Genomic DNA, 24,238 nt, shown 5'->3' with positions numbered 1-24,238 from the left:
GCTCACTTGGCCGGACGGACCGAGAAGCCTATTTCCTGTATTCCTTTCAGAGCATCGTCACGCATCCCCTGGCGGAAACTGAACGTATATTGTCCGGCATGTGGAAACTTATATTGCGAATGAATGGGAAAACTGCTTTGATATAAGGAAATGCCATGTCCGTGCCATTTGCCGAATTCGTCGGCAAGCATACATTCGATGGTGTCCCGGCGAAGCGGGCCGATCGGCTGCTCTTCGCTACAGAAAAGCCATAAGTTCTGATAGGGGTACAAGTTATTGTTCCTTACTTCCAGTGTCAGGTCGTAAGGAACGGATATATCTTTCACCTCGAAGGTAAAATAGTATTCCTTGTCCTTTTCCCACGTGATATTGTTGATCGCCTGATACTGGTCGTATAAGGCCGGGGTTTCGCAGGAAAAGAACAGGGAACAAGTCAGTGCGGCAATGATTCCTTTAAGCTTCCGGCTTTGTGTCCGGCTTGCTTTCCGGCTTGGAGTCCGGTTTGGCAGCAGGCTTGGCTTGTTGCTGAGGTTTGTCATTATTCGGTTGCTTATCGTTATTTACTCGGTTCGGACGCGGTCTGTTACGGTTGTTCTCCCGGTTATTTTCGCGGTTGTTGTCACGGTTCTCCCGTTCGCGGTTGTTCTCCCGGTTGTTATTCTCCCGGTTCCCGTTGTTGCGGTTGCGGTTTCCGTTCTTGTTACCGTTTCCTTTTCCGTTTTTATTTTCGTTGCCGTTGTTGCCGTTCGCTTTTTCTCCGTTGGAAGGTTTGCTGCTTCCTTCGCTGCCGGCGTTGGCTGCGGCTTCTTTCGGCTGGTTTTCCTTGTTGCCGTTATTTTCTTTGTTGCCGTTTCCATTGCGTTTCTTTTTCTTCTTTTTCAGGGAAGAATCGAAACGGGTAACGCTGTCCTGGCCCAGGATATCCTGCGCATCGCGTTTGGGCGGCTGCGGTTTGGTATCTGCTTCGAGCGTAACGGGCTTCATGCCTTTCTTGTTCATGTTGATCACATCGAAGGCACGGTTGGCAGAGATCGTAACCAGATTGGCTGCGAACGATTTATCGGTAGAGTAGGTGATCTCCCGTTTGAAGATATCCGTTTTAAAGTGATAATAGGTATTCTCTTTTGTTTCCAGCACCACTTCGCGGGACGGCAAGCGCTTTTGTGCTTCCACATAGGCATCCACTTCGTAGTTGATGCAACATTTCAGCTTGGCGCATTGGCCGGCCAACTTCTGGGGATTCATGGATATATCCTGATAGCGGGCGGCTCCGGTGGCCACCGATACGAAGCTCGTCATCCAGCTTGAACAGCATAATTCGCGTCCGCAAGGGCCGATACCTCCGATACGCCCGGCTTCCTGGCGGGCTCCGATCTGCTTCATTTCGATACGGACCCGGAAGGCTTCGGCGAGCACTTTGATCAGTTGGCGGAAGTCGACACGCTCGTCGGCAATGTAATAAAAGATAGCCTTATTGCCGTCACCCTGGTATTCCACATCCCCGATCTTCATATTCAGTCCCAGGTCGGCAGCAATCTGGCGCGAACGGATCATCGTGGCATGTTCCTTAGCTTTCGCCTCTTCGTATTTCTCGATATCGGTCGGTTTGGCTTTGCGATATACTTTTTTAGGCTCGTTGCCTTCGCCGGTGCGGACATTGTTCTTTTTCATCTGGAGAAGGACCAGCTTGCCGGTCAGTGTCACAGTCCCGATGTCATGTCCGGGGCTGGCTTCCACTGCGACTAAATCTCCTTTTTCCAGAGGTATCTTGGAACTGTTGAGGTAATACCCTTTACGGGTGTTTTTAAACTGCACTTCCACGTAATCGGTTGCGTTTGCCGAATCGGGCACGTCGCAAAGCCAGTCATAGGTGTTCAGTTTATTATTTTGTATCTTGCTGCATCCTTTTTTACCCATGCAGCAACTTCCTGTATTTAATTTAAAATCCATTTGTCAGGTATATATAATGTATTTATAGTGCGTACAATTACGCAAAAATAGTCAAAATATTTGGTTCGTAGCAAATGAAGAATGAATTATAAAGAGAAAGGGCAAAACAGAATGCTCCGTTTTGCCCTTTTCGATATCGTTGTCCGTGCTGATTTACTTAACCAGACCGTGATTTTTAAATACTTTGTGGATTGCTTCCAGTGCGTAGTCGAGCTGTTCGATCGTGTGGGTCGCCATCAGCGAGAAGCGGATCAGTGTATCTTCAGGCGCAACAGCCGGAGATACGACCGGATTTACGAAGATACCGGCTTCGAACAATTCTTTTACGATCAGGAATGTCAAGTCGTTGTCGCGGATAAACAACGGAATGATCGGTGTTGCGGTATGGCCGATTTCACAACCCATGTTACGGAATCCGTCCAATGCATAGTGAGTCAGTTTCCACAGATGCTCGATACGTTCCGGTTCGCTCAGCATGATATCGAGTGCTGCGCCGGCTGCTGCTGTAGCGGCGGGAGTATTACTCGCACTGAATATATAAGAGCGGGAGTTGTGGCGGAGATAGTTGATCGTCTCCTTATCCGAAGCGATGAAACCGCCGATAGAAGCAAGCGACTTGCTGAATGTACCCATGATCAGGTCTACATCGTCAGTCACGCCGAAATGGTTGCAGGTCCCGCGACCGTGATCGCCTAAAACACCCAGGCCGTGGGCTTCGTCTACCATTACGCTTGCATTATACTTCTTGGCTAACGCAACGATTTCCGGTAATTTGGCAATGTCGCCTTCCATACTGAACACGCCGTCGATAACGATCAGCTTCACCTTGTCGGGTTCGCATTTCTGGAGCTGCTTTTCTAAGGACTCCATATCGTTATGCTTGTATTTCAGTTTGGTAGAGAAGGAAAGACGGTGTCCTTCTATGATAGATGCATGGTCCAGTTCGTCCCAGATGATATAGTCTTCACGTCCTGTCAGGCAGGATACGACACCTAAGTTTACCTGAAATCCCGTAGAATAAACAATGGCATCTTCTTTTCCGACAAATTCGGCCAGACGTTTTTCCAACTGAATGTGCAAATCCAGCGTTCCGTTCAGGAAACGCGAACCGGCACAACCCGTACCATATTTCTTAATGGCATCAATTGCCGCCTCTTTTACTTTCGGATGGTTTGTCAGGCCTAAATAGGCGTTAGAACCAAACATCAGGACTTTTTTACCACTGATCATTACTTCCGTATCCTGATCACTTTCAATCATTCTGAAGTATGGATAAATTCCTGCGGCCATAGCCCGCTGAGGTGCATCGTACTTTGATAGTTTCTCTTGTAAAAGTTTCATATTATAATTAACAGAGAATGATTTTCTCGCTACGTTGTTATTCTAAAAGAACCCAGATTTGCTTACTACATAATATCTATGTCTCGGCAAATACAGCCGCAAAAGTAGTAAAAAAATAACTTATAGTAGCCGAAATGCTTTAAAAGTTTTACAAAAGCATTATTTTTGTCCTCTCAAAGTAAGTAGCAGTAAGAATGGAGGGACAAACAATCAACATACAGGTCATTATAAATCCTATTTCGGGTGTCGGTTCGAAAAGAAAGATTCCGAAAATGATTGAAAGCGCCTTTGCGGGCGGAAATTGTTGTGTGGAAATTTCTTTCACGGAATATCCCGGACATGCCAGCGAACTGACGCGGCAAGCCCTCGATAAAGGAGCCAATTGCGTGATTGCCGTCGGAGGAGACGGGACTGTGAACGAGATTGCCCGCGCCATGCTCCGTTCGGATGCCGTGCTGGGGATTATCCCGAAAGGTTCCGGCAACGGCCTGGCGCGTGAATTGCATATTCCGATGGACGTACGCCGGGCGATCGACCTGATCATAAAGGGGCACGTCTCGACAATCGACTGTTGCAAGGCGAACGGACGTATCTTTTTCTGTACCTGCGGAGTCGGTTTTGATGCGGCGGTCAGCCAGAAGTTTGCCGGGGAGAAACGTCGCGGGTCGCTTACTTATATAAAAAACACGGTGGAGGAATATCTGAGCTACCAGCCCGAACCTTATGAACTCTTGATCGACAACCAGACGGTCAAGGAAAAGGCGTTTTTGGTGGCTTGCGGGAATGCTTCCCAGTATGGGAACAATGCGTTTATCGCTCCCCATGCCAATATCCAGGACGGCAAAATGGATATTACGATCCTTTCCCCTTTCGGTCCGCTGGATATCGCGCCGTTGGCTATCCAGTTGTTTACGAAGCAGATCGACCGTAACAGCAAGATCAAGACATTCAAGGGGAAAGAGGTGACGATCATCCGCCAGAAGCCGGGAGTCATGCACCTGGACGGCGAGCCGGTCATGGCGGACAGCCGGATCGAAATCTCCGTTCTTCCTAAATCATTGAACGTGTTGACACCGGAAACTGTTTCTTTTACGGAAGAGGTGCAGAACCTGTTTGGCGAAGTAACCCGTTTCTTCGATAAGAAACTCCCTTACATTTTCAGATAAAAATCTTTGGTCAGGCTGATATATTCGTCAGTGTATTGATGTCTTGCAATCTCGATGGTCAACTGGCCGGTGAATGCGGGAGAAGCGGGTGGTTCTGCCGTTAGTTCGGCCAACAGCCGTTTCGGTTCGGCGCCGGGCACGGGTATGACGGAGATTTCTTTCGAAAGAAACAGGTTTTGCGTTCGGATACAATCCGCAAGACGCTCTTTCTGGTCGTAGGGCAGGATGAGGGCGATGCGTCCCTGCGGGGCAAGCAGCTTGCGGCTGTCCTGCAACAAATCTTCCAATGTCAGCGTATCGGTGTGGCGCGCCGTGTTCCGTTGCCGGTCGGGACATTTCAATGAATCGACGAAATAAGGAGGATTGGATACAATCAGGTCATATAGGTTCGTGGTGGCTTGTGCGAAATCAGCCAAGGCGCAATGCCGGACATTTATCCGTCCGGCAAAAGGGGAGGATTCTGCATTTTCCTGTGCCTGAAGACAGGCATCGGCATCTATATCGATGGCGTCGATAACCGCCTTGCTGCGTTGTGCCAGCATCAGGGCGATCAGTCCGGTTCCTGTCCCGATGTCCAGTATGCGGTTGCACGATTCTGTTCCGGCCCATGCGCCGAGCAGAACACCGTCGGTTCCTACTTTCATCGCACATTTATCATGACGGATGGTAAACTGTTTGAATTGGAAAAAGGGATTTGACATGGCAACTATAAATTGAAAATAGATTGTTTAGTGCAAAAGTAGTCAGATTTGAGTTAAAAATAGTAACTTTGGCACGTTTATTGTATAAAATAGAATTGCGGGCGATAAAAGGAATATTCCGCAACTATGACAAAGAATATATGAAGAAAGATAAAGTAACGATGTTTGCCGAGGAGTCGTACAACGACTTGGATGATAATATTGGTATTGTAATGCCTATCCTCACAGATTGTGATGTTGATGAAGACTTTACCGAAGGGATAGAGAGAGTGGGAGAGGAATTGCCCATTCTTCCGCTCCGGAACATGGTGTTGTTTCCGGGCGTAGCTATGCCGGTCATGATAGGCCGCCCTAAATCTATGCGCCTGATCAAGGAGGCTGCCCATAAGAAAAGTCTGATCGGAGTGGTTTGCCAGAAGGATATGAATACGGAAGATCCGAAGTTGGAAGACCTGTACACGACAGGAGTCGTAGCCGATATTGTCCGCGTGCTCGAAATGCCGGACGGAACGACAACCGTGATCCTGCAAGGCAAGAAGCGCTTCCAGTTGGAAGAGCTTTCTGCAGACGATCCTTACCTGACCGGAAAGATCAAATTGCTCGAAGACGTCATGCCGGACAAGTCCGACCGTGAGTTCGAAGCGCTTGTCTCGACTATCAAGGATTTGACGATCAAGATGCTCGGAGCCGCCTCCGAGCCGCCCCGCGACTTGATATTTTCAATAAGGAATAATAAAAATATCCTTTACCTGATCAACTTCTCTTGTAGCAATGTCCCCAACGGATCGTCTGAAAAACAAGATTTATTGTTGATCGGCAACCTGAAAGACCGTGCGTACCGTCTTTTGTTCATCCTGAACCGGGAGTATCAGTTGGTGGAACTGAAAACGTCCATCCAGATGAAGACGCACGAGGATATTAACCAGCAGCAGAAGGAATACTTCCTCCAACAGCAGATCAAGACAATCCAGGAAGAACTGGGAGGCAATATCAATGAGTTGGAGATAAAGGAACTGCGCGAGAAAGCAGCCAAGAAAAAATGGTCGCCGGCCGTGGCCGAAACGTTTGAGAAAGAGGTGCGCAAGCTGGAACGCCTGCATCCGCAATCTCCGGACTTCTCCATCCAGACGCAGTATGTGCAGACGATCATCAATCTGCCCTGGAACGAATGCAGCAAGGATAATTTCAATCTTGCCCATGCCCAGAAAGTCCTGGATCGCGATCACTACGGACTGGAGAAGGTGAAAGAGCGTATCATCGAACACTTGGCGGTGCTGAAACTGAAAGGGGACATGAAGTCGCCCATCGTCTGCCTGTACGGACCTCCGGGAGTCGGTAAGACTTCGCTGGGTAAATCGGTGGCAGAAGCCTTGCATCGCAAGTATGTACGGGTTTCGTTGGGGGGCCTGCATGACGAGGCGGAGATACGCGGCCATCGTCGTACCTATATCGGTGCGATGTCCGGACGTATCATCCAGAACCTCCAGAAGGCCGGAACTTCAAATCCGGTGTTTATCCTTGACGAGATCGACAAGGTGACGAATGATTTCAAGGGCGATCCCGCCTCCGCCTTGCTTGAGGTGTTGGACCCGGAGCAGAACAATGCTTTCCATGATAATTACCTGGACATAGATTATGACTTGAGCAAAGTTATGTTTATTGCGACCGCCAATAACCTGAATACGATTTCCCAACCGTTGCTGGACCGTATGGAACTGATCGAGGTGAGTGGCTATATCATGGAAGAGAAGGTGGAAATCGCAGCCCGCCATCTGGTCCCGAAACAGTTGGAGATTCACGGTCTGCCGAAAGGTAAGGTGAAGTTCCCGAAAAAGACGTTGCAAGCGATTATCGAATCCTATACCCGCGAGAGCGGTGTGCGTGAGTTGGACAAAAAGATTGCCAAGATCATGCGTAAGCTGGCCCGCAAGTTAGCGTCCGACGAGGTGCTTCCAGCACAGATACGTCCCGAAGATCTGCACGATTACCTGGGAGCTGTCGAATATACCCGTGATAAATATCAGGGAAATGACTATGCGGGTGTCGTGACCGGACTTGCCTGGACGGCTGTCGGCGGTGAGATCCTGTTTGTGGAATCCAGTTTGAGCAAGGGAAAAGGTTCGAAGCTCACTTTGACAGGTAACTTGGGTGACGTGATGAAAGAATCTGCCATGTTGGCACTCGAATACATTCATTCGCATGCCGGGCTGTTCGGTATCGACGAAGGCATGTTTGAAAACTGGAATGTCCATATCCATGTGCCTGAGGGAGCGATTCCGAAAGACGGTCCGAGTGCCGGTATCACGATGGTCACTTCATTAGTGTCTGCCTTTACGCAACGTAAGGTGCGCAGCAACCTGGCCATGACCGGCGAGATCACGCTGCGCGGCAAAGTCCTTCCGGTGGGTGGCATCAAGGAAAAGATACTGGCGGCCAAGCGTGCCGGAATCAAGGAACTGATCCTCTGCAAGGAGAATAAGAAAGATATCGAAGAGATCAAGCCCGACTACCTGAAAGGACTGACTTTCCACTATGTGGATGATATCCGCCAGGTGGTCGATCTGGCCTTGTTGAAGGAAAAGGTGGCTAATCCGTTGTTCTAAAGATAAAAACGTTTTTCTACATATAATCCCTGTAATGGTGATGTACCGGAGTCGGAATCACCTTTACAGGGATTTTTCTTGCCATCGCTTCTGAATAATATTCTCTTACCGCATATAAAAGTATTTTATAGCCTTACTATTTTGTAATCACTGCCGGCAATTATGTAATCGGCGCCGCTGATTATATAATTGCCGCCGGTGATTTTATAATCAGCGGCGCCGATTACAAAATAATGGCTGGTGAAGCTGAAAATATGAAGCTTGCAAAGATAGTTCAGGCAGGGATCGTTTGTTGTATTTCTGTCTGGGCAGGAGGCAGTTTAATTAATAAAAAAAGAGATGTACCGGATAGTCCCGTACATCTCTTTTTTATTATACTGATTCGACTGTAATCGATTAAGCCTCTTCTTTCGTTTCTTCAGCCGGCGCCTCTTCTGTTGCCGGTTCTTCGGGAGTGAAGTCTGTGATGCCGGCGCCGATCAGGATGTTATACCAGGAGATCAATTTCTTGATGTCGCTCGGATATACGCGTTCGCGGTCGAAATTAGGAAGAATCTCTGCAAAATAAGCACGCAGTTCGTCCGGTTTGGCGGATGTGGAAACAGATGCTTGCTGTCCGTTTTCTTTATTTTTGACGCTGGTCAGAACTTCGTGCAAGGGAACTTCTGCTTCATCTGTGTAGATAGCGATGTCTCCCAGAGAAATTACTTTATCTTTTGCGTATGCAGGAACTCTTTTCTGGTCTGCTAACGACTCTACAATCAGCATGTTTTTCCCGTGGGAAACCAATTTAAACAATCCCGGTTTACCCGAGATAGACAAAATCGTCTTCAACATAATACTTTGTTTTTCTAATAGTGTTTAACTTTTGTGCTGCAAATGTAGTATAACTGCCGGGAATTTCCGGCAGTTTTGAGCATATTTTCTTGTTTCTAATGATTATTCACTAAGCGTAAACATCTCTTTCAACCGGATATCTTCGGAGCTGCTGCCTATACAGATTTGAAAATCACCGGGTTCGACTACCCATTCCATGTTTTTGTTCAAAAGCTCCAGATCGGACGGTTTCAAGGTGAAGCGGACGGTTTTTGTTTCTCCCGGTTCCAAATGGACCCGTTCGAATCCTCTCAGTTGGGATTCGTAGACCGTCACGCTGCTGTAGAGGTCTTTCATATAGAGCTGGACGACCTCGTCTCCGGCTAAAGATCCTGTGTTGCTGACATCTACAGACACTTGTATGTTCCCTTGTGTACGGCCTGTCTCCGGTTTGACAATTAAGTTCGAATAGCCGAAGGTCGTATAGCTGAGACCGTATCCGAAAGGATAAAGCGCGCCGTAAACGGCTGTTTTTCCATATCCGTTCGGGCCGTCTCCCGGCTGTCCGGCGTGCGAACCGGGCTTGAACGGGAAGTTCAACTCGATCTGCCCGATCGTTTTCGGGAACGTGACAGTCAGTTTTCCTCCCGGATTGTAGCCACCGAACAGGGTTTCGGCAATGGCGTGCCCTCCTTCGGCATTCGGGAACCAGGCTTCAAGGATCGCCGGGATATAACGGTTCTCCCAGTTGATCGTGAGCGGCTGTCCGTTGATGAGGATCAGGACGACCGGCTTGCCTGTTTCCTGCAAAGCCTGCAAAAGTTGCAACTGGCGGCCCGGAAGTCCCAGTCCCGTGCGGCTTTTGCTTTCCCCGCAACGGGCTTCGTCTTCACCTAATACGGCGATCACGACATCTGATTGCTTGGCCTGCTCCACTGCCTCGGCGATAGATGCTTTTTCGGTGTCTGTGAGCGGGGTCGGGATGATTTCGCTTTCCGGCCAGGTGGCGTCTATCACTTCGCATCCTTTCACATAGGTGACTTCCGACTGTTTGCCTGCATAATCCCGGATTCCTTCCAGTACGTTGGTTACTTCGATGTGCTGGGGGCCGTAACGGCTGACATAGGCGGTCGTGTCGATCGCTAACGGGCCTGTTACGAGAATGCGTTTCAAGCTGTTCAGTTTCAGCGGCAGGAGCTGGTTCTCGTTCTTCAGCAGGACAAGCGATTCGCGTGCCATCTGCCTGACAAATTCTTTCGTATCGGGAGATGCCACGATCTTGTCGGCGGCCTTCGTGTCTTTCACATAGGGAGAATCGAACAGTCCTAACTGGAATTTTACACGGAGCACGTTGGCAACGTTCCGGTCGAGGGTCTCTTGCGATACTTTCCCTTCCCGGACCAGTTCGCGGAGAGGCAGGATAAAATCTTCAGGCGGTGTGAAATTGGTTTTTACGTTCATGCCGGCCTCCACTACCTGGCGGACTCCTTCTTTCGGTGTGTCGGCAACGCGGTGTTTCGTATGGACGAACTCGACGGCCTCACTGTCCGAAACGACATATCCCCGGAAACCGTATTGCTGGCGGAGCAGTTCGGTCAGGAAATAGTAACTTGCGCTGACCGGCACGCCATCGTAATCGTTGTAGCTGCTCATTACACCCATCGGATGCGATTCGCGTACGATTTTCCGGTAAGGAAACAGGTAAAGTTCGTGCATTTCACGCGGGGCGACATGCGGATCGGTACGCGCATTCCCGTCCCTGCCGCCTTTGGGAACACTGTAAACGGCATAGTGCTTCAGTGTCGAGGCGACGCCGTTTTCCTGTATCCCTTCCACCATCTGTTGTCCGAGGGCGGTGACGAGATAGGGGTCTTCACCGTAGCATTCCAATACGCGGCCCCAACGCGGGTCACGTGCCACGTCGAGGATCGGGGCGTAGACATTCGTGTAGCCCAGGGCTTTGGCTTCGCGTCCGGCGATTTGTCCCGCCTGGCGGACCAATGCTTTGTTCCAGGTGCTTCCGATAGAGATCGGAGCGGGCAGGGGAGTCGCCTTGTCATGGTTCAGCCCGTGGATGCCTTCGTTGGAAAAGTCGACCGGAATGCCGAGGCGTGTCTCTTCCACGAACCAGCGTTGTACGATGTTGATCGCTTCGGCGTGTTTGCTGTATGGATAGGACCATTCTGTCTTTTTCAGTCCGTTCAGGTGTTCGTCTATGTTGGCGATTCCGTCTTTCCAGATCGCATTTTTCCATTCCGGTGTGGGAAGTTCGTCTCTCAGCACTCGCTTATATCCGTACAAGGTGGCGAGCTGGCAGGTCTTTTCCTCCAGCGTCATCTGTCCGAGCAGGTCTTTGATCCGTTTTTCGACCGGTTGTGACGGGTCTTCATAGATATCTTTGACTCCGTTCTTGTTGAAATCTATCCACCCGTTGTGATAAATGCTTTTTGGGGGCGGAGCCATACTTAACGAGGAAAAGGCTGCTACGGTGAGCAGCAAATAGGTCTTTTTCATGATATGGTGAATTAATATTTCCTTATTTGGAACGTAGACCGGCAAGAAATGCGGTTATCTGCGGAAGCAAAGCCTGTTCTCCGTCGTTGAAGATCACGTAGTCCGATTTCTCTTTCTTCACTTCGTCCGGCAACTGGCTTTCGATGCGGCGTATGATCTCTTCGCGGGAAACGGCATCGCGTTCGAGCGCCCGCCTGATGCGTATCTCCATTGGAGCATAGACCATCAGTGTCGTATCGACAACCCGGTTAAAGCCCGATTCGAAAAGGATGGCGGATTCGATAGCGCATACCGGAGCATTCTGCCTCTCCGCCCAAGCGAGAAAATGGCGGTTTACTTCCGGGTGAATGATTGCATTTACCTGTCCAAGCCGTTCCGGGTTACCGAAGATATGAGAGGCGAGGCGTTTCTTATCCAAACCGTCAGCCGTGTAAAGTTCCTCGCCGAACAAGGCAACCAGCTTTTCCCGGATAACGGGCGATGTGGCTGTCAGGAGCTTGCTTTCCGTATCGGCGATGTACACGGGAATGCCCGACAGCTCCAACAAGGCGGCTACCACTGATTTGCCGCTTCCGATTCCTCCGGTGATTCCTATCTTAATCATTTGATTTTGTTTGTTCCAGTATAAATTCGATCCGGTCCGGTGAAATTGTGGCGACATCCACCCAACTCGGTTTCTTGTTCAGTTGCAAAGACAATGTTCCCGAAGCATTTTGTTCCAGGTCGGTAAAAGAGATCCGTATCTCGAAATCATCTGCCGAGACATCCTTGAAGCGTGAAAGGGGAACGCTACAGCTCACTTTCACGACAGACGGGAATGTGCGCAAGGTATAACGGCGCGGCAGGTTGGTACAGATAACCGGTATTTCCAGCGTCTTTTCCGTATATTCTTCTATCGGGACCGTAACGGTCACACTTGTCGGTTCGAGAGTGGCTCCGTCGATTTTTTCCAGTTGGACGGTGCGCGTGACGGTTTTGCTCCCTTTCTTGATCTCGGTATAAACCGTTTTTATCTCTTTCAAGGTATCTAAAACGACATCGCTGGCGTAAACGCTGATATTACGGGGAGTAATGGATATGTCGCCTGACACTTTGAAACCGGCTTTCGTCTGGACGGTTCCCTCGAACACGGCCGGTATCTCCTTTTTGATGCGTTTGCTGTAGGCCGCGTCGATATGCTGGGGCTCGAAGCCGAGCAGGGAAGTAGTCGCAATCAGCTGTTTCTTAATATCGCTTTCGATATCTTTCCGGCTGATGACCAGTTTGCCGGCCTTTTCCGGCTGTGTTTTCATATTGGCCTCGATCGGGGCAAACGACCGACCGAAGGAGTAGTTCAGCAACACGCTCCCTTTGTCTTTCACTTTGACCGTAATGGCTTCGGGTGGCGTTTCTGTGAAAGATATATCCGGCGGCACATTCTTGTATTTGACCGGAATCTTGATATCTATTTCATACTCCTGTTGCAGGCTCTGGAGGAGCCAGAAGCCGAAGGCCAACAGTATAAAACAGAAAAAGATCAAGGCTTCTTTCCACTGTTGACGGCGAAGAAAAGCCTTAATCTCTATCCGGACAGACTTGAATGTTTGTTTGATTTGTCCAAGTCGTGACATATGTTCCGTTGTTTATTTTTGCTGTGCGTCCTCTGCAGATGCAAACACAGATGTTTTGTCTACACGGATGCGTACGCCATCAGAAATTTCAATCAACATATATGTGTCACCGATTTCTTTAATCTTTCCGTAGATACCTCCGGCTGTGATCACTTTGTCTCCCGCTTTCAAGGCTTCACGGGCTTTCTGAATTTCTTTTTGTTTCTTTTGTTGCGGACGGATCATAAAGAAATAGAAGATCGCAACAATAACAACCATCATCAAAATACCAGACCATTGCTGGCTTCCGCCGGCGGCCTGAAGTAAAATAGTAAGTAAGCTCATATAACTATAAACATTAATAAGTTAATATCAATTCGATACTGACACAAATGTAAGGATAATAATTAATCTTTGAGCAATAACTTTTCTTTTTTTAACTCGCTGACTACAGAATCTAAAATACCGTTGATAAACGTTCCGCTTTTCGGGGTACTGTAATATTTAGCCGTGTCGATATATTCGTTCAGCGTCACGTTGATGGGGATAGTCGGGAACGTCATGATTTCAGCCAGCGCAACCTGCATGATAATAAGATCCATATTGGCTATGCGTTCGGTTTCCCAGTTTTTCATATGCTTGTTGATACGTTCACGGAATTCGCTCCCTTTCATCAAAGATTGGCGGAATAATTTGATGGCGAAAGACTGGTCTTCGAGATCTTTAAACATCGGCAACAATTTTTGTTTGCTTCCGGCTGCTTCTTCGAATTGTTTGATCGTTTTCAGCGTAAATGTTTCGACGATGGAGATGTCGTCGTTCCAGTAAATGCTTTTGTCTTGCAGGTAGTCGTCGATCGCTTCGTTGCCGCAGATCAGTTTCTTGAATACGATGCGCCAGAATTCCTTGTCTGTTTCGTATGAATCGTTTTCGTTGTTCAGATATTCGGCGTACTGTTCGGACGATAAGATCAGGTCGAGCACCATCTTGATGAAATCTTCGTCGTTGTCCCATGAAAGGCCCTGTTCGGCCACATACTTCCGAAGCACCTCGTTTTCGCCTATTTGTGCAGCAAAACGGTTGTCTATCAGGCGAGTGTTTGGGTTCAATTCCGCTTCTGTCGGCATATACTTGTTCTTACGGGCATCCAGGATGCGTCTTTGTAAGTTTGTGACGTCGACAATTAGGAGAAGGAAATAATGATATAAGTCATAAGACTTTCTAAGGCTGAATAGCAATTCGTTTTCCGCTACTTTGAGGTCGTTGTTTCCGTTTTGATAGTAAGAATATACTATCTGTAAAACTTTAATGCGGATTAAAATTCTGTTGATCATCGTTTGAAGGAACTACTTGTTATAAATTTGGCTGCAAAGGTAGTCATTCTTTTGATAAAAGTTAGCCGCTTCGCTTAATTTTATGTGTGTTATTTATTATTTCATAATATTCCGATTCTTTATACGCATTTTCATGCGTTAAAATAGTTGTTGTTTAAAAAAAAATGCACATATTTGAAGCAAGTTATGATAAATGGGTGGGTGTTTAACGAATGTTTGCTATAATGGAAGACTCGGTGAAGAAAATGCAGGTTGAAGGTGGTGATAAAGAGATTTTATACTCTAAAACCATTAAAGCAGGAAAAAGAATCTATTATCTGGATGTAAAGAAGAATCTGAAGGACGATTTATTTCTGGCTGTGACGGAAAGTAAGAAGGTGCAGCCGAAGAATGGTACGCAGGTTTCTTTTGAAAAGCATAAGATTTTCCTGTACAAAGAGGACTTTGACAAGTTCATGGATGGAATGAATGATGTAATCAGTTACATTAAGCAATGTAGAGCCGGTGAAAGGCCGGCGGAGACGGCGTCGGAAGAAGATCGGCAGGAGGATGACTCGGATGAGATCAAACTGAATATCGAATTTTGACGAAGTCGGCAAAGAGTGAGAAAATAATAAGGGGCTGTTCCGAAAGGAAACAGCCCCTTATCTTTATAGGTCCTGTTGAAGGAACCTATCGGTGTTGCGGTTTTATTATGCCGGATGAATTGCTTCAGTAGGACAAGCATCTGCGCAAGTTCCACAATCTGTACACATTTCAGGGTCGATGCTGTATTTGTCGCCTTCTGAAATTGCTCCTACCGGACATTCATCAATACAAGTACCGCAAGCGATACAATCGTCACTAATTACGTAAGCCATTTTTTTAAACGTTTAAATTGATAACTATTAGTTCGTGCAAAAATAGAGTTTTCTTTGAATTAAAAAAAGAACTCCCTCTTTTTTTTACAAATAAATGCTCTTTTGCAATAAGTCGGGCCCTTTCCCGTTATAAATTCAAAATTGTGAAAAGAATTGAGACGTCTACTATTTATTATATGTGTATTCTTTCTGTCTGTAACTGCTGTAGTGGCACAGAAAGAAAAGGTGAAAAATCAGCCCTATGCGGATTTGAAATGGTTTCATCTGGGATTTCATGTGGGTTTGCATGCACAGGATTTGATATTGACTAATACCGGTGTCGCAACAAACGGTGAAACCTGGTATGCCGAGATTCCGAGTTATTCACCTGGTTTTAGTGTCGGGGTTATCGGGGATATGTACCTGAATCCTTATTTCAACCTGCGTTTTACGCCGACTATCCATTTCGGGGATAAGAAATTTGTGTTTCGCCGTCCCGAAATGGAAGGAGTGGAGGGTACGGATGAAAATCCGGTGGTAAGCATGTATTCCACTTCTGTCCGTTCCAACTACCTGACATTCCCGCTCGATGTGAAGTACAGTGCTTTCCGTGTGAATAACTATCGTCCTTATCTGATTGGCGGTATTTACGGCGCTCTCGACCTGGGGCGTAAAAAAGGGAATCCGATCCTGTTGAAAGGAACGGATTTCGGTGTTGAGTTCGGTATCGGATGTGATATTTATCTTCCGTTTTTTAAATTATGCCCGGAACTTAAGTTCAGTTTCGGTCTGGTAGACCTGCTGGAGAAAGACCGGGGTGACCTGACAGATCAGGATTTGATCAAATATCCGAACTCCTTGTCCAAAGCGACTTCCCGGATGGTGACGCTCACCTTTAATTTCGAATAAAGAGTTCGATATAGATGTAGCTGGCCGGAACAGCCAGCATAACACTGTCGAAGCGGTCCAGCATTCCTCCGTGACCCGGCAATACATTTCCGGAATCTTTTACTCCGAGCGTACGTTTCAGCAGGGATTCGATCAAGTCTCCCCAAGTCCCGAACAGGACGACCGTAGCTGCCAGTCCCAGCCAATTAAGCCGGCTTATTTCCGGAGCGAACCAGGCGAATGCCTGCGAGGAAGCCAAAACGAGGATCAACCCGCCAAAGAAGCCTTCCCAAGATTTCTTAGGAGAGATCCGTTCAAATAATTTCCTTTTCCCGATCAGGGAGCCAACCAGATAGGCTCCGGTATCGTCCAGCCAGACAAAAATAAAGATTGCCATGATGAAGAGCGGCGTGTAGCTCATGACTCCGGGTGTTCCCGGCTCTGCACCGATAAAGTTCAGCATGGAGAAGGAGCCGGCACAATAAACCTGGGCAAAGAGCGTGAATGCCCAGTTGTTGATCGGGTTCGGAGCCTTATAATAAAGTTCGGCTATCATTGACAACATGATAAACAGCAAATAGGGGAGGAAGATCTTTCCGTCCGTCAATCCGTTGGCATAAACGAAAGTGGCGATAAACAGATATACTCCTCCGAGCACATTCACGGCCCGTTGCAGATTCGCATTTTCATAATGCTTGACCAGACCTCCGAATTCCCAAAGCGTCAATCCTGTTATAATACAAAAAAGAATAAGGAAAAAAATCGGATGGATGCAAATGGCACTGACCAGTACCACGACGAATATAATGCCGGTTAACGCCCGTATAATCAAATTTTTCAAGACGATAGTGTTTTTTTATTGATTTATTCAGGTACAAATATAATTAAAAAATAAATTCCATGCCCATCTGTTTCAAATTTCGTGGGCATGGAATTATTATTTATTGTGCGGACAGTTATACGTTTACTGTCTTACTGTCGGATGTCGTGACATTTGTGTCATCTTTTTGCTTTTCGGCTTCGGCAACTTTCGCTTCTTCGGCTTTTTGACCGTTTGCTTTCTCTTGCAGTTCCAGAATCTCTTCCGAGCGGGAAACCCAGGCGCGCTTACCGAAGATGTGTTCGACATCTTCCGTGTAGATAACTTCACGTTCCAGCAATACCTGAGCCAGCATATTGTGTCCCGATGTGTGTTCTTTCAGGATACTTTTGGCCCGTTTGTATTGTTCGTTGATAATGGCCTGTACTTCCTGGTCGATCATCCGGGCTGTTTCCTCGCTGTACGGTTTGGTGAAGCCCCAGTCCTGTCCGCTTGAATCGTAGTAGTTCAAGTTCGGCAGGCGGTCGCTCATGCCGAAATAGACGACCATCGCATAAGCCTGTTTAGTCACCCGTTCGAGGTCATTGGATGCTCCGGTAGAGATTTTTCCCAAGAAAAGTTCTTCGGCAGCCCGTCCGCCCAGAGTTGCACACATTTCATCCAGCAATTGTTCGCGGGTAGTAATCTGACGTTCTTCCGGCAGATACCAGGCGGCGCCTAATGCCTTGCCTCGCGGAACGATCGTCACCTTAACCAACGGATTGGCATGTTCCAACAGCCAGCTCAAAGTGGCATGACCTGCTTCGTGGTTAGCTATGCATTGACGTTCATCCGCAGTCGTTATTTTAGTACGTTTCTCCAAGCCACCGACGATACGGTCGACCGCATTCATGAAGTCTTCCTTCTGGACAAATTTTTTACCATTACGGGCAGCGATCAAAGCGGCTTCATTGCAGACATTGGCGATGTCGGCACCGGAGAAACCGGGAGTCTGGCGTGCCAGAAATTCGGCATCGACGCTTTCGTCGATTTTGATCGGACGCAGATGCACTCCGAATATATCCTTACGCTCGTTCAGGTCGGGCAATTCCACATGAATCTGTCGGTCGAAACGTCCGGCACGAAGCAACGCCTTGTCCAGGATATCGGCACGGTTCGTAGCCGCCAGGATGATAACACCGCTGTTGGAGCCGAAACCATCCATTTCCGTAAGCAACTGGTTCAACGTGTTTTCGCGTTCGTCGTTGCTGTTCATATTTACATTTTTGCCACGGGCACGACCGACAGCATCGATTTCGTCGATAAACACGATACAAGGAGCTTTCTCTTTTGCCTGGCGGAACAGGTCACGTACGCGGGAAGCACCTACGCCGACGAACATTTCTACGAAGTCCGAACCGGACAGGGAGAAGAACGGAACGTCTGCCTCTCCGGCTACAGCCTTGGCCAATAATGTTTTACCGGTTCCGGGAGGGCCTACGAGTAAGGCGCCTTTAGGTATTTTACCTCCTAATTCCGTATATTTTTCGGGGCTTTTCAAGAAGGAAACGATCTCTTCCACCTCCTGTTTTGCCTCTGCAAGTCCGGCGACATCCTTGAATGTCACTTTCCGGTCGTTGTCTTTGTCGAAAAGCTGTGCTTTTGCCTTTCCCACACTGAATACTCCGCCTGGGCCGCCGCTTGTGCCACCTGACATGCGTCGCATCAGGAAGATCCACACGACGATGATCAGCAGGATCGGACCGAACGAAACAAGGAAATTCCAGATCGCATCGTCGCCTTCTTCAAATCTGACCTGCGTAGTGATATGATTTTCGGCAACGGCCTTATCATAGAAGTCCGAGAATTTGTCGGCCGACGGTATTTTGACATACACCTTCGGGTTTGTACCCAATGCCGCACTGTCTTTTCTGAATACCAAACCTTTCTGTCCGTCTTTTACGGTTGCTTCAACCAGGTTCTTTTTGTTGTAGACAACCATCCGGTCGAATACATTTTCCTGTGCTAATTTCTGGAACTCGGTCCAGCCTAATTCTTTAGATGCCGAAGAGTCGTTTGTCAGATACAATGCAAAAAGCATTATAAAGATGAGCCCGTACATCCAATAAAGATTGAACTTGAACATCTTTTGCTTATTATTCTTCGGCGCTTTGTTAAACATGTCGTTTTTATTTTCCATATGTGATTATCTCTATACTATGTAAGATCGGCCATCAGTCGAGGTCGGCAATCTGAGTCACTTTGGCATCCGACCAAAGATTTTCCAGGTTATAAAACTCGCGAAGTTCCGGTAAAAATATATGTACAAGAACCGTGCCATAGTCCATCCCGATCCATTCGGCACGCTGTGCCCCGTCTATCGAAAGCGGTTTTTCACCTGCCTCACGATGGGCAAAATCCCAAGCCGAATCAGACAATGCGGAAACCTGGGTAGGAGTGCTTCCTTCGCAGATTATCATGTATTGGCAGATCGAGCCGGATAATTGGGTTAAGTCTACGGTTACAATGTTTTTGCCTTTTTTTTCCTGTAGGCCTTCTACAATCGTTTTAACTAATGCTTCTGTTTGATCCATCTATTTTTTATTGAGTAATATTCGAAGTCGCAAATATACTTCTTATATTTATTATGTGGGTGATTTCCCTCTATTAATATATGTATATACTTGCAAAATCAAAACAAGCAGGAAAAGAAAAAAGTTTATTAATGAAAAAAAATTACCGTATCGTTTGTTTATTTTGAAAAAGTATGTACTTTTGCACTCGCTAACAACAAAAGAGTTGACAAGCTTGATTGAAATTGTTCAATGGTGTAATGGTAGCACAACAGATTCTGGTCCTGTTAGTCCAGGTTCGAGCCCTGGTTGAACAACGAAAATAATGAATTGTCATCTTTGTTGAACGGAAATTGTTCAATGGTGTAATGGTAGCACAACAGATTCTGGTCCTGTTAGTCCAGGTTCGAGCCCTGGTTGAACAACAAAAAGCCTGTCATTCTCTTGAGTGACAGGCTTTTTTTGTACATATCTTTTACGATACCAGGGCGATCGTTAAAATCGCCCTGACTGTTTTATTTATATTTTACCCATTTGATCATTTCTTTGATGCTCGGTTTCTTTCCGTACATTAAAATACCAACACGGTAAATTTTGGCCGAGAACCAGATGATAAGTATGGCTGTGGCAAACAACAAGGCGAACGAGAGCGCCAATTCCCATACCGGAATGTCGAACGGCAAGCGGACCATCATCACGATAGGAGAGGTGAACGGAATCATCGAGCACCAGAAGGCCAGCGGGCCGTCGGGATTATTCATGCTGTAGATTCCGGCATACAAGCTGAACGCCATCAAAAGCATAATCGGAGTCATGAACTGCTGGGCGTCTTCCTGCTGTTCCAAGGCACTTCCGATAGCTGCGAATAGAGCCGCATACAATAAATAGCCTCCGATAAAATAAAGAACGAAGCAGATACCGATCATCCCGAAGTTGATCGAATTGATGATTTCCTGCACCTGGATGCTGATATTTGAAGAACCGGCAGCCACATCGCTTACACCTTGTGCCGCCATCTGTGCTGTCATCATGTCTTCAGGCGACGTGCTGCCACCGAAAAAGAAAAGGCTTCCCGATACCAATACGGTTGTCAGGATTCCCCACAGGAATACCTGTGTCAGGCCGACGAAACCGATGCCGATGATTTTTCCCATCATCAGGTCGAACGGCTTGACAGACGAAATCATCACTTCGATGATACGGTTCGTCTTTTCTTCCATCACTCCCTGCATGACCATCCCGCCGTACATGATGATAAACATATAGATGATGAAAGTCAATATCATGCCTAAGATAGAGGCGACCTCGGCCGAAGTGCTTTTCTCGCTTCCGTCTTCGTCCCATTTGATGGTCTTGATATTGAAATTGATCTTGCTCTCCTCAATGATTTGTTTCAGGTTGTCGATATTGTAAGAGGCGAGCTTCTCGTCTTTCAGATATTCGGACAGCGTTTTGTCGATTGTGTTTTTCAATCCCATAGGAATTTGCTTCTGCGAATAGAGTGTTGCGGCGGTCGGATTTTGCAGCAAATCGTCTGTTATATTCAGGAAAGCAAATATCTCCTTGTCCGGATTTTTACGATATTCTTCCAGGCTGGAACCTTTTTCGGCGATGAAGGCATATTCCTCCGTGTCTTTGAACAGCGGGGCGTATTTGCCTGTCGCGTCGATAATCGCTACCTGCTTGGCTTCATCTCCTTTGATGGTGGATAACCAAAGCGGGACGAATACCAGGGCGGCAAACAGGAACGGCGTCAGGAAAGTCAGCAGCAGAAACGATTTTTTGCTGACACGGCGGAGGTATTCTCTTTTTATTATAAGTCCTATCTTATTCATGCTTGCGTAGTATTTGTACCGGAGACGGTGTTAATAAATATGTCGTTCATCGAAGGGATCTCCTCCGTGAAGGAGATGATTTCGGTCTGTCCCGCCAGTGCGGAAAGGAGGGCGGAGTTGGTAATGCCCGGCTCTTTGTGGATGCGCACTTCGCTTGTTCCGGCCAGGTCTTTTTCCGTCAACTGGCTGAACATCTCCGGGATGGGCTGCAACTTTCCTGATTCGCTATGGAAACGGATGGTGAAATTGTTTGTCCGAAAACGGCTTTTCACTTCTGTCACATTGCCGGAAAGCACAACCTGCGAACGGTTGATCAAGGCGATATTGTCACAAATCTCTTCAACGGACGACATGTTGTGTGTGGAAAAGATAATCGTGTGTCCGGCATCTTTCAGTTCGAGGATTTCTTTTTTCAGCAGTTCGGCATTCACGGGGTCGAATCCGCTGAACGGTTCGTCGAAGATCAGCAGTTTCGGTTCGTGGATGATGGTGATGATGAACTGTACTTTCTGCTGCATCCCTTTGGACAGCTCTTCCAGTTTCTTGTTCCACCAAGGCATGATATCGAATTTTTCGAACCAGCGTATCAACCGTGTGCGGGCTTCCTGGTAGGAGAGCCCTTTTAGCTGCGCCAGGTAGATGGCTTGTTCACCGACTTTCATTTTTTTATACAGGCCGCGTTCTTCCGGCAGGTAACCGATCTGGTAGATATCTTCCGGCTGAAATTCACGTCCGTTAAAACGGACAAGACCGCTGTCGGGGGCCGTGATGCGGTTGATGATACGGATCAGTGTGGTTTTGCCGGCTCCGTTCGGCCCTAATAAGCCGAAGACTTTCCCTTCGGGAACTTGGATGCTGACCTTGTCGAGGGCGAGGTGGTTGGCATATTGTTTTACCACGTCTTCCGTTTCTAAAAAATTCATAGGCATTACATTTTTAATATGATTCTTTCTCCCAATTCTTTACTTAATACATTCTTTATTTCGTTCAGGCGTGTGAGCTTTTTCATCAACTCGAAAACCTGATCCATGTCTTCGTTGTTTTGCATACTCTTGATCTGTGCCTGTATCTCTTTGATTTGTGAGAGTACATAGGCATCTTTGAAAGCATACAGTTCCCGGATTACCAACTGGTCGAGTTTGTCTTCTTCCTGTTCCAGTTCCCGATATTTGGTGTGATACTTGCTTAGCTGATATTTTTCGCTGATCAGGTTGGCGGCAAGGCGGCTCACGTTCGGATCGGGATGGGCAAGGAAATACCGGCTCGCGATGAATCCTTCGGACTGGCAGCGATCGGCTGCTTCATCCATCATACTCTTGAAGAGCGGTGTATAAAAGGTCAGGTCGTCACGTTCCAGCTCGGAACGGATATATTCGGAAAGGCGGATCACGACTTCCTCGTTCGTCTCTTCGTCCGTATATTGGAATAGGATACGCTCGCCGTAACGCACGATGTAGCGCAGCAGGGCAACTTCGTATGCCTCATAGGGCGAACGCTTCGGCCCGACCGGAATGTTTACCGGCGGTGTGAAAGGTGCTGGCGGTGGCATGCTACTTCCTCCGTCATCGGGGCCGTATTCTTCCGGCGGCGGTGGCGGAATCGTATTGTCAGGGGGCAGGGGGCTTTCCTGCGGTTGTTCTGCCAGCGTCTCTTCCGGGTAGGGCTGGTAACCGGGAATATCCGGATATTCGGGGATATTGACGGGGGCAGCCGGGATGGGGGAGGACGGAGTGTTCGCTTGCCTTTCTTCCTTGTTGAGACGGATTTTGTTTACTTCGTTCAACAGGAGCATCTCGTCTATTTCCATCATAGCACTGCATTCCCGGATATAAAGGGAGCGGGCGATATTGTCGGGGATGATAGCCACCGTCCGGATAATGTCGGAGATCAGCGCCGACCGTTTGATCGGGTCCGTTCCTGCGTCGTCCATTAGCAGGCGCGTTTTGAAACGGATGAAATCAGTCTCGTTCTGCCTGATAAACTCGGCAAACTGGCTCGCGTTGTGTTTGCGGGCAAAGGAGTCGGGATCTTCTCCGTCTGGAAGAAGCACCACTTTCACGTTCATTCCGTCTTCCAACAGCAGATCGATACCGCGCAAGGCCGCCTTGATACCGGCTGCATCGCCGTCATACAAGACCGTTATATTAGTGGTGAAGCGGTGTATCAGGCGGATCTGTCCTTGCGTGAGGGCCGTACCCGATGAGGCGACCACGTTCTCAACCCCTGCCTGATGCATGGAAATCACATCCGTGTAGCCTTCCACCAAGAAGCAACGGTCAGCCTTTACGATCGCCTGTTTGGCGAAATAGATCCCGTAAAGCTCGTTACTCTTATGGTAAATCTCACTTTCGGGCGAGTTGACATATTTGGCGGTCTTTTCGTCTTTCTTCAGGACGCGTCCTCCGAAAGCGACGACTTTTCCACTGAGCGTATGGACCGGAAAAATGACACGCCCGCGAAAACGGTCGTTTACCCCGCCGTTGTCGTAGGCGATCACCAAACCTGTCTTTTCGAGAAATTCTTTTTTGTAACCGCTCTTTGTAGCCGCTTTATACAGGGCATCCCGTTGGTCGAGGCTATAGCCTAACTGGAATTTGCGAATGGTATCTTCCCGGAAACCACGTTCGGCAAAGTAGCGCAAGCCGGCGGCTTTGCCTTCCTGGTGTTCGTAGAGCTGGGTCGTGAAGTATTTCTGCGCCCAGCTATTGACGATCAGCATGCTTTCGCGGTCGCTGCGCACCTGTTTTTCGCGTTCCGACAGTTCCCGCTCCTGTATTTCGATGTTGTATTTTTTGGCAAGGAAGCGAAGCGCATCATAATAAGAAAGCTGCTCATGCTTCATAATGAAGTGAACAGCCGTACCACCTTCGCCGCAGGCAAAGCATTTACAGATATTCTTTGCCGGCGACACATAGAAAGAGGGCGACTTGTCGCTATGGAAAGGACACAATCCTACATAGTTTATGCCTCGTTTCCGAAGGGTAACGAATTCGGAAACAACGTCCACAATGTTTGCGGCATCCAATATCCGGTCTATGGTAGGTTGATCGATCATTCAGTTTTCTACTTTATTGCCTGCAAAGGTAAAAAGATTTATGATTTTTGACTTATACAATGATTGCCTGTTTTTCTATATATAGCAATTCGGTTTTTGCCGGGTTTGAACCGTAATGTCTTGTACTGAAATAGCTTGACACCTTTTGGGTCTTACAAAAGTATAGAAATGAAAAAAAGAAAGCCCAGAAGAATGTTCAGCGAGACATTCAAATTATCCGTTCTCAGTGAATATT

The 24,238-nt window shown here is 47.7% G+C and carries 21 protein-coding genes and 2 tRNA genes; 6 read left to right on the top strand and 17 right to left on the bottom strand.

The window, feature by feature from the left end; genetic code table 11:
* Positions 1 to 2 precede the first annotated feature (2 nt).
* The 3 genes from H8S65_RS16775 to spt all read right to left on the bottom strand — a co-directional run bounded on the left by H8S65_RS16775 (position 3) and on the right by spt (position 3,291).
* The gene (locus H8S65_RS16775) at positions 3 to 539 is read right to left on the bottom strand and encodes a gliding motility lipoprotein GldH (protein ID WP_186931011.1); all 537 of its coding nucleotides are present in this window, start codon (positions 537 to 539) and stop codon (positions 3 to 5) included.
* Positions 454 to 1,950 carry a PSP1 domain-containing protein gene (locus H8S65_RS16770; RefSeq protein WP_186931010.1) on the bottom strand — a complete coding sequence of 499 codons (1,497 nt, stop codon included), beginning with the start codon at positions 1,948 to 1,950 and terminating at the stop codon, positions 454 to 456. Before H8S65_RS16770 ends, H8S65_RS16775 begins: the two co-directional genes overlap by 86 nt.
* A 153-nt stretch (positions 1,951 to 2,103) precedes the next feature.
* Positions 2,104 to 3,291, bottom strand: a complete 1,188-nt coding sequence (spt, locus tag H8S65_RS16765) for a serine palmitoyltransferase (protein ID WP_186931009.1) — start codon at positions 3,289 to 3,291, stop codon at positions 2,104 to 2,106.
* A gap of 194 nt (positions 3,292 to 3,485) precedes the next feature.
* Here spt and H8S65_RS16760 point away from each other — a divergent pair, with 194 nt between their 5' ends.
* Positions 3,486 to 4,457 carry a diacylglycerol/lipid kinase family protein gene (locus tag H8S65_RS16760; RefSeq protein ID WP_186931008.1) on the top strand — a complete coding sequence of 324 codons (972 nt, stop codon included), beginning with the start codon at positions 3,486 to 3,488 and terminating at the stop codon, positions 4,455 to 4,457.
* Here H8S65_RS16760 and H8S65_RS16755 read toward each other — a convergent pair.
* Complete coding sequence (locus H8S65_RS16755) at positions 4,442 to 5,158, bottom strand: tRNA1(Val) (adenine(37)-N6)-methyltransferase (RefSeq protein ID WP_186931007.1); 717 nt, start codon at positions 5,156 to 5,158, stop codon at positions 4,442 to 4,444. The genes H8S65_RS16760 and H8S65_RS16755 overlap by 16 nt on opposite strands.
* A gap of 140 nt (positions 5,159 to 5,298) precedes the next feature.
* Between H8S65_RS16755 and lon the strand changes: the two genes are divergently transcribed.
* Positions 5,299 to 7,761: an endopeptidase La gene (lon, locus tag H8S65_RS16750; RefSeq protein WP_186931039.1), complete on the top strand. Its 2,463-nt coding sequence runs from the start codon at positions 5,299 to 5,301 to the stop codon at positions 7,759 to 7,761.
* Positions 7,762 to 8,157: 396 nt separating this feature from the next.
* On the opposite strand, the gene H8S65_RS16745 is transcribed toward lon, so the two are convergent.
* The 6 genes from H8S65_RS16745 to nusB all read right to left on the bottom strand — a co-directional run bounded on the left by H8S65_RS16745 (position 8,158) and on the right by nusB (position 14,014).
* Positions 8,158 to 8,598, bottom strand: coding sequence for a DUF5606 family protein (locus H8S65_RS16745; protein WP_186931006.1), 441 nt, complete (start codon positions 8,596 to 8,598; stop codon positions 8,158 to 8,160).
* Positions 8,599 to 8,700: 102 nt separating this feature from the next.
* Entirely contained in the window at positions 8,701 to 11,091 is a 2,391-nt protein-coding gene (locus H8S65_RS16740; RefSeq protein WP_186931005.1) for a glycoside hydrolase family 3 N-terminal domain-containing protein, read from the bottom strand.
* Positions 11,092 to 11,113: 22 nt separating this feature from the next.
* Positions 11,114 to 11,695 (bottom strand): dephospho-CoA kinase, encoded by a 582-nt coding sequence (gene coaE, locus H8S65_RS16735; RefSeq protein ID WP_186931004.1) that lies wholly within the window; start codon positions 11,693 to 11,695, stop codon positions 11,114 to 11,116.
* Positions 11,688 to 12,701 (bottom strand): YbbR-like domain-containing protein, encoded by a 1,014-nt coding sequence (locus H8S65_RS16730; RefSeq protein ID WP_186931003.1) that lies wholly within the window; start codon positions 12,699 to 12,701, stop codon positions 11,688 to 11,690. Before H8S65_RS16730 ends, coaE begins: the two co-directional genes overlap by 8 nt.
* 12 nt (positions 12,702 to 12,713) lie before the next feature.
* A complete protein-coding gene (yajC, locus tag H8S65_RS16725) occupies positions 12,714 to 13,025 on the bottom strand; it encodes a preprotein translocase subunit YajC (RefSeq protein WP_005647768.1) in 312 nt (103 codons plus the stop codon).
* 62 nt (positions 13,026 to 13,087) lie between these two features.
* The gene (nusB, locus tag H8S65_RS16720) at positions 13,088 to 14,014 is read right to left on the bottom strand and encodes a transcription antitermination factor NusB (protein ID WP_186931002.1); all 927 of its coding nucleotides are present in this window, start codon (positions 14,012 to 14,014) and stop codon (positions 13,088 to 13,090) included.
* A 224-nt stretch (positions 14,015 to 14,238) separates the two neighbouring features.
* On the opposite strand from nusB, the gene H8S65_RS16715 reads away from it, so the two are divergent.
* Positions 14,239 to 14,601, top strand: coding sequence for a DUF3276 family protein (locus H8S65_RS16715; RefSeq protein WP_186931038.1), 363 nt, complete (start codon positions 14,239 to 14,241; stop codon positions 14,599 to 14,601).
* 105 nt (positions 14,602 to 14,706) lie between these two features.
* On the opposite strand, the gene fdxA is transcribed toward H8S65_RS16715, so the two are convergent.
* Positions 14,707 to 14,874 (bottom strand): 4Fe-4S ferredoxin, encoded by a 168-nt coding sequence (fdxA, locus tag H8S65_RS16710; RefSeq protein WP_186931001.1) that lies wholly within the window; start codon positions 14,872 to 14,874, stop codon positions 14,707 to 14,709.
* 153 nt (positions 14,875 to 15,027) lie between these two features.
* On the opposite strand from fdxA, the gene porT reads away from it, so the two are divergent.
* Positions 15,028 to 15,762, top strand: a complete 735-nt coding sequence (gene porT, locus H8S65_RS16705) for a type IX secretion/gliding motility protein PorT/SprT (RefSeq protein ID WP_186931000.1) — start codon at positions 15,028 to 15,030, stop codon at positions 15,760 to 15,762.
* Here porT and H8S65_RS16700 read toward each other — a convergent pair.
* The 3 genes from H8S65_RS16700 to rsfS form a co-directional block, all read right to left on the bottom strand.
* The gene (locus H8S65_RS16700; protein WP_186930999.1) at positions 15,749 to 16,582 is read right to left on the bottom strand and encodes a phosphatidate cytidylyltransferase; all 834 of its coding nucleotides are present in this window, start codon (positions 16,580 to 16,582) and stop codon (positions 15,749 to 15,751) included. The two genes, porT and H8S65_RS16700, sit on opposite strands and share 14 nt — an antisense overlap.
* 115 nt (positions 16,583 to 16,697) lie before the next feature.
* Positions 16,698 to 18,740 (bottom strand): ATP-dependent zinc metalloprotease FtsH, encoded by a 2,043-nt coding sequence (gene ftsH / locus H8S65_RS16695; RefSeq protein WP_186930998.1) that lies wholly within the window; start codon positions 18,738 to 18,740, stop codon positions 16,698 to 16,700.
* Positions 18,741 to 18,774: 34 nt separating this feature from the next.
* The gene (gene rsfS, locus H8S65_RS16690) at positions 18,775 to 19,134 is read right to left on the bottom strand and encodes a ribosome silencing factor (protein WP_186930997.1); all 360 of its coding nucleotides are present in this window, start codon (positions 19,132 to 19,134) and stop codon (positions 18,775 to 18,777) included.
* Between the two features lie 225 nt (positions 19,135 to 19,359).
* Here rsfS and H8S65_RS16685 point away from each other — a divergent pair.
* Positions 19,360 to 19,430 (top strand) — tRNA-Gln (locus H8S65_RS16685).
* A gap of 37 nt (positions 19,431 to 19,467) precedes the next feature.
* Positions 19,468 to 19,538 (top strand) — tRNA-Gln (locus H8S65_RS16680).
* A gap of 90 nt (positions 19,539 to 19,628) precedes the next feature.
* On the opposite strand, the gene H8S65_RS16675 is transcribed toward H8S65_RS16680, so the two are convergent.
* Genes H8S65_RS16675 through dnaG form a run of 3 tightly spaced genes read right to left on the bottom strand, consistent with a single transcriptional unit; the run spans position 19,629 to position 24,003 of the window.
* Positions 19,629 to 20,948, bottom strand: a complete 1,320-nt coding sequence (locus tag H8S65_RS16675; RefSeq protein WP_186930996.1) for an ABC transporter permease — start codon at positions 20,946 to 20,948, stop codon at positions 19,629 to 19,631.
* Complete coding sequence (locus tag H8S65_RS16670; RefSeq protein ID WP_186930995.1) at positions 20,945 to 21,871, bottom strand: ABC transporter ATP-binding protein; 927 nt, start codon at positions 21,869 to 21,871, stop codon at positions 20,945 to 20,947. The genes H8S65_RS16675 and H8S65_RS16670 overlap by 4 nt, the downstream gene beginning before the upstream one ends.
* 5 nt (positions 21,872 to 21,876) lie before the next feature.
* Positions 21,877 to 24,003, bottom strand: a complete 2,127-nt coding sequence (dnaG, locus tag H8S65_RS16665) for a DNA primase (RefSeq protein ID WP_186930994.1) — start codon at positions 24,001 to 24,003, stop codon at positions 21,877 to 21,879.
* Positions 24,004 to 24,238: the final 235 nt, after the last annotated feature.

Source organism: Parabacteroides hominis, from assembly GCF_014287585.1.
GTDB lineage: Bacteria > Bacteroidota > Bacteroidia > Bacteroidales > Tannerellaceae > Parabacteroides > Parabacteroides hominis.
The sequence above is the reverse complement of the archived record's forward strand: the minus strand, read 5'-3'. Positions and strand labels throughout refer to the sequence as shown.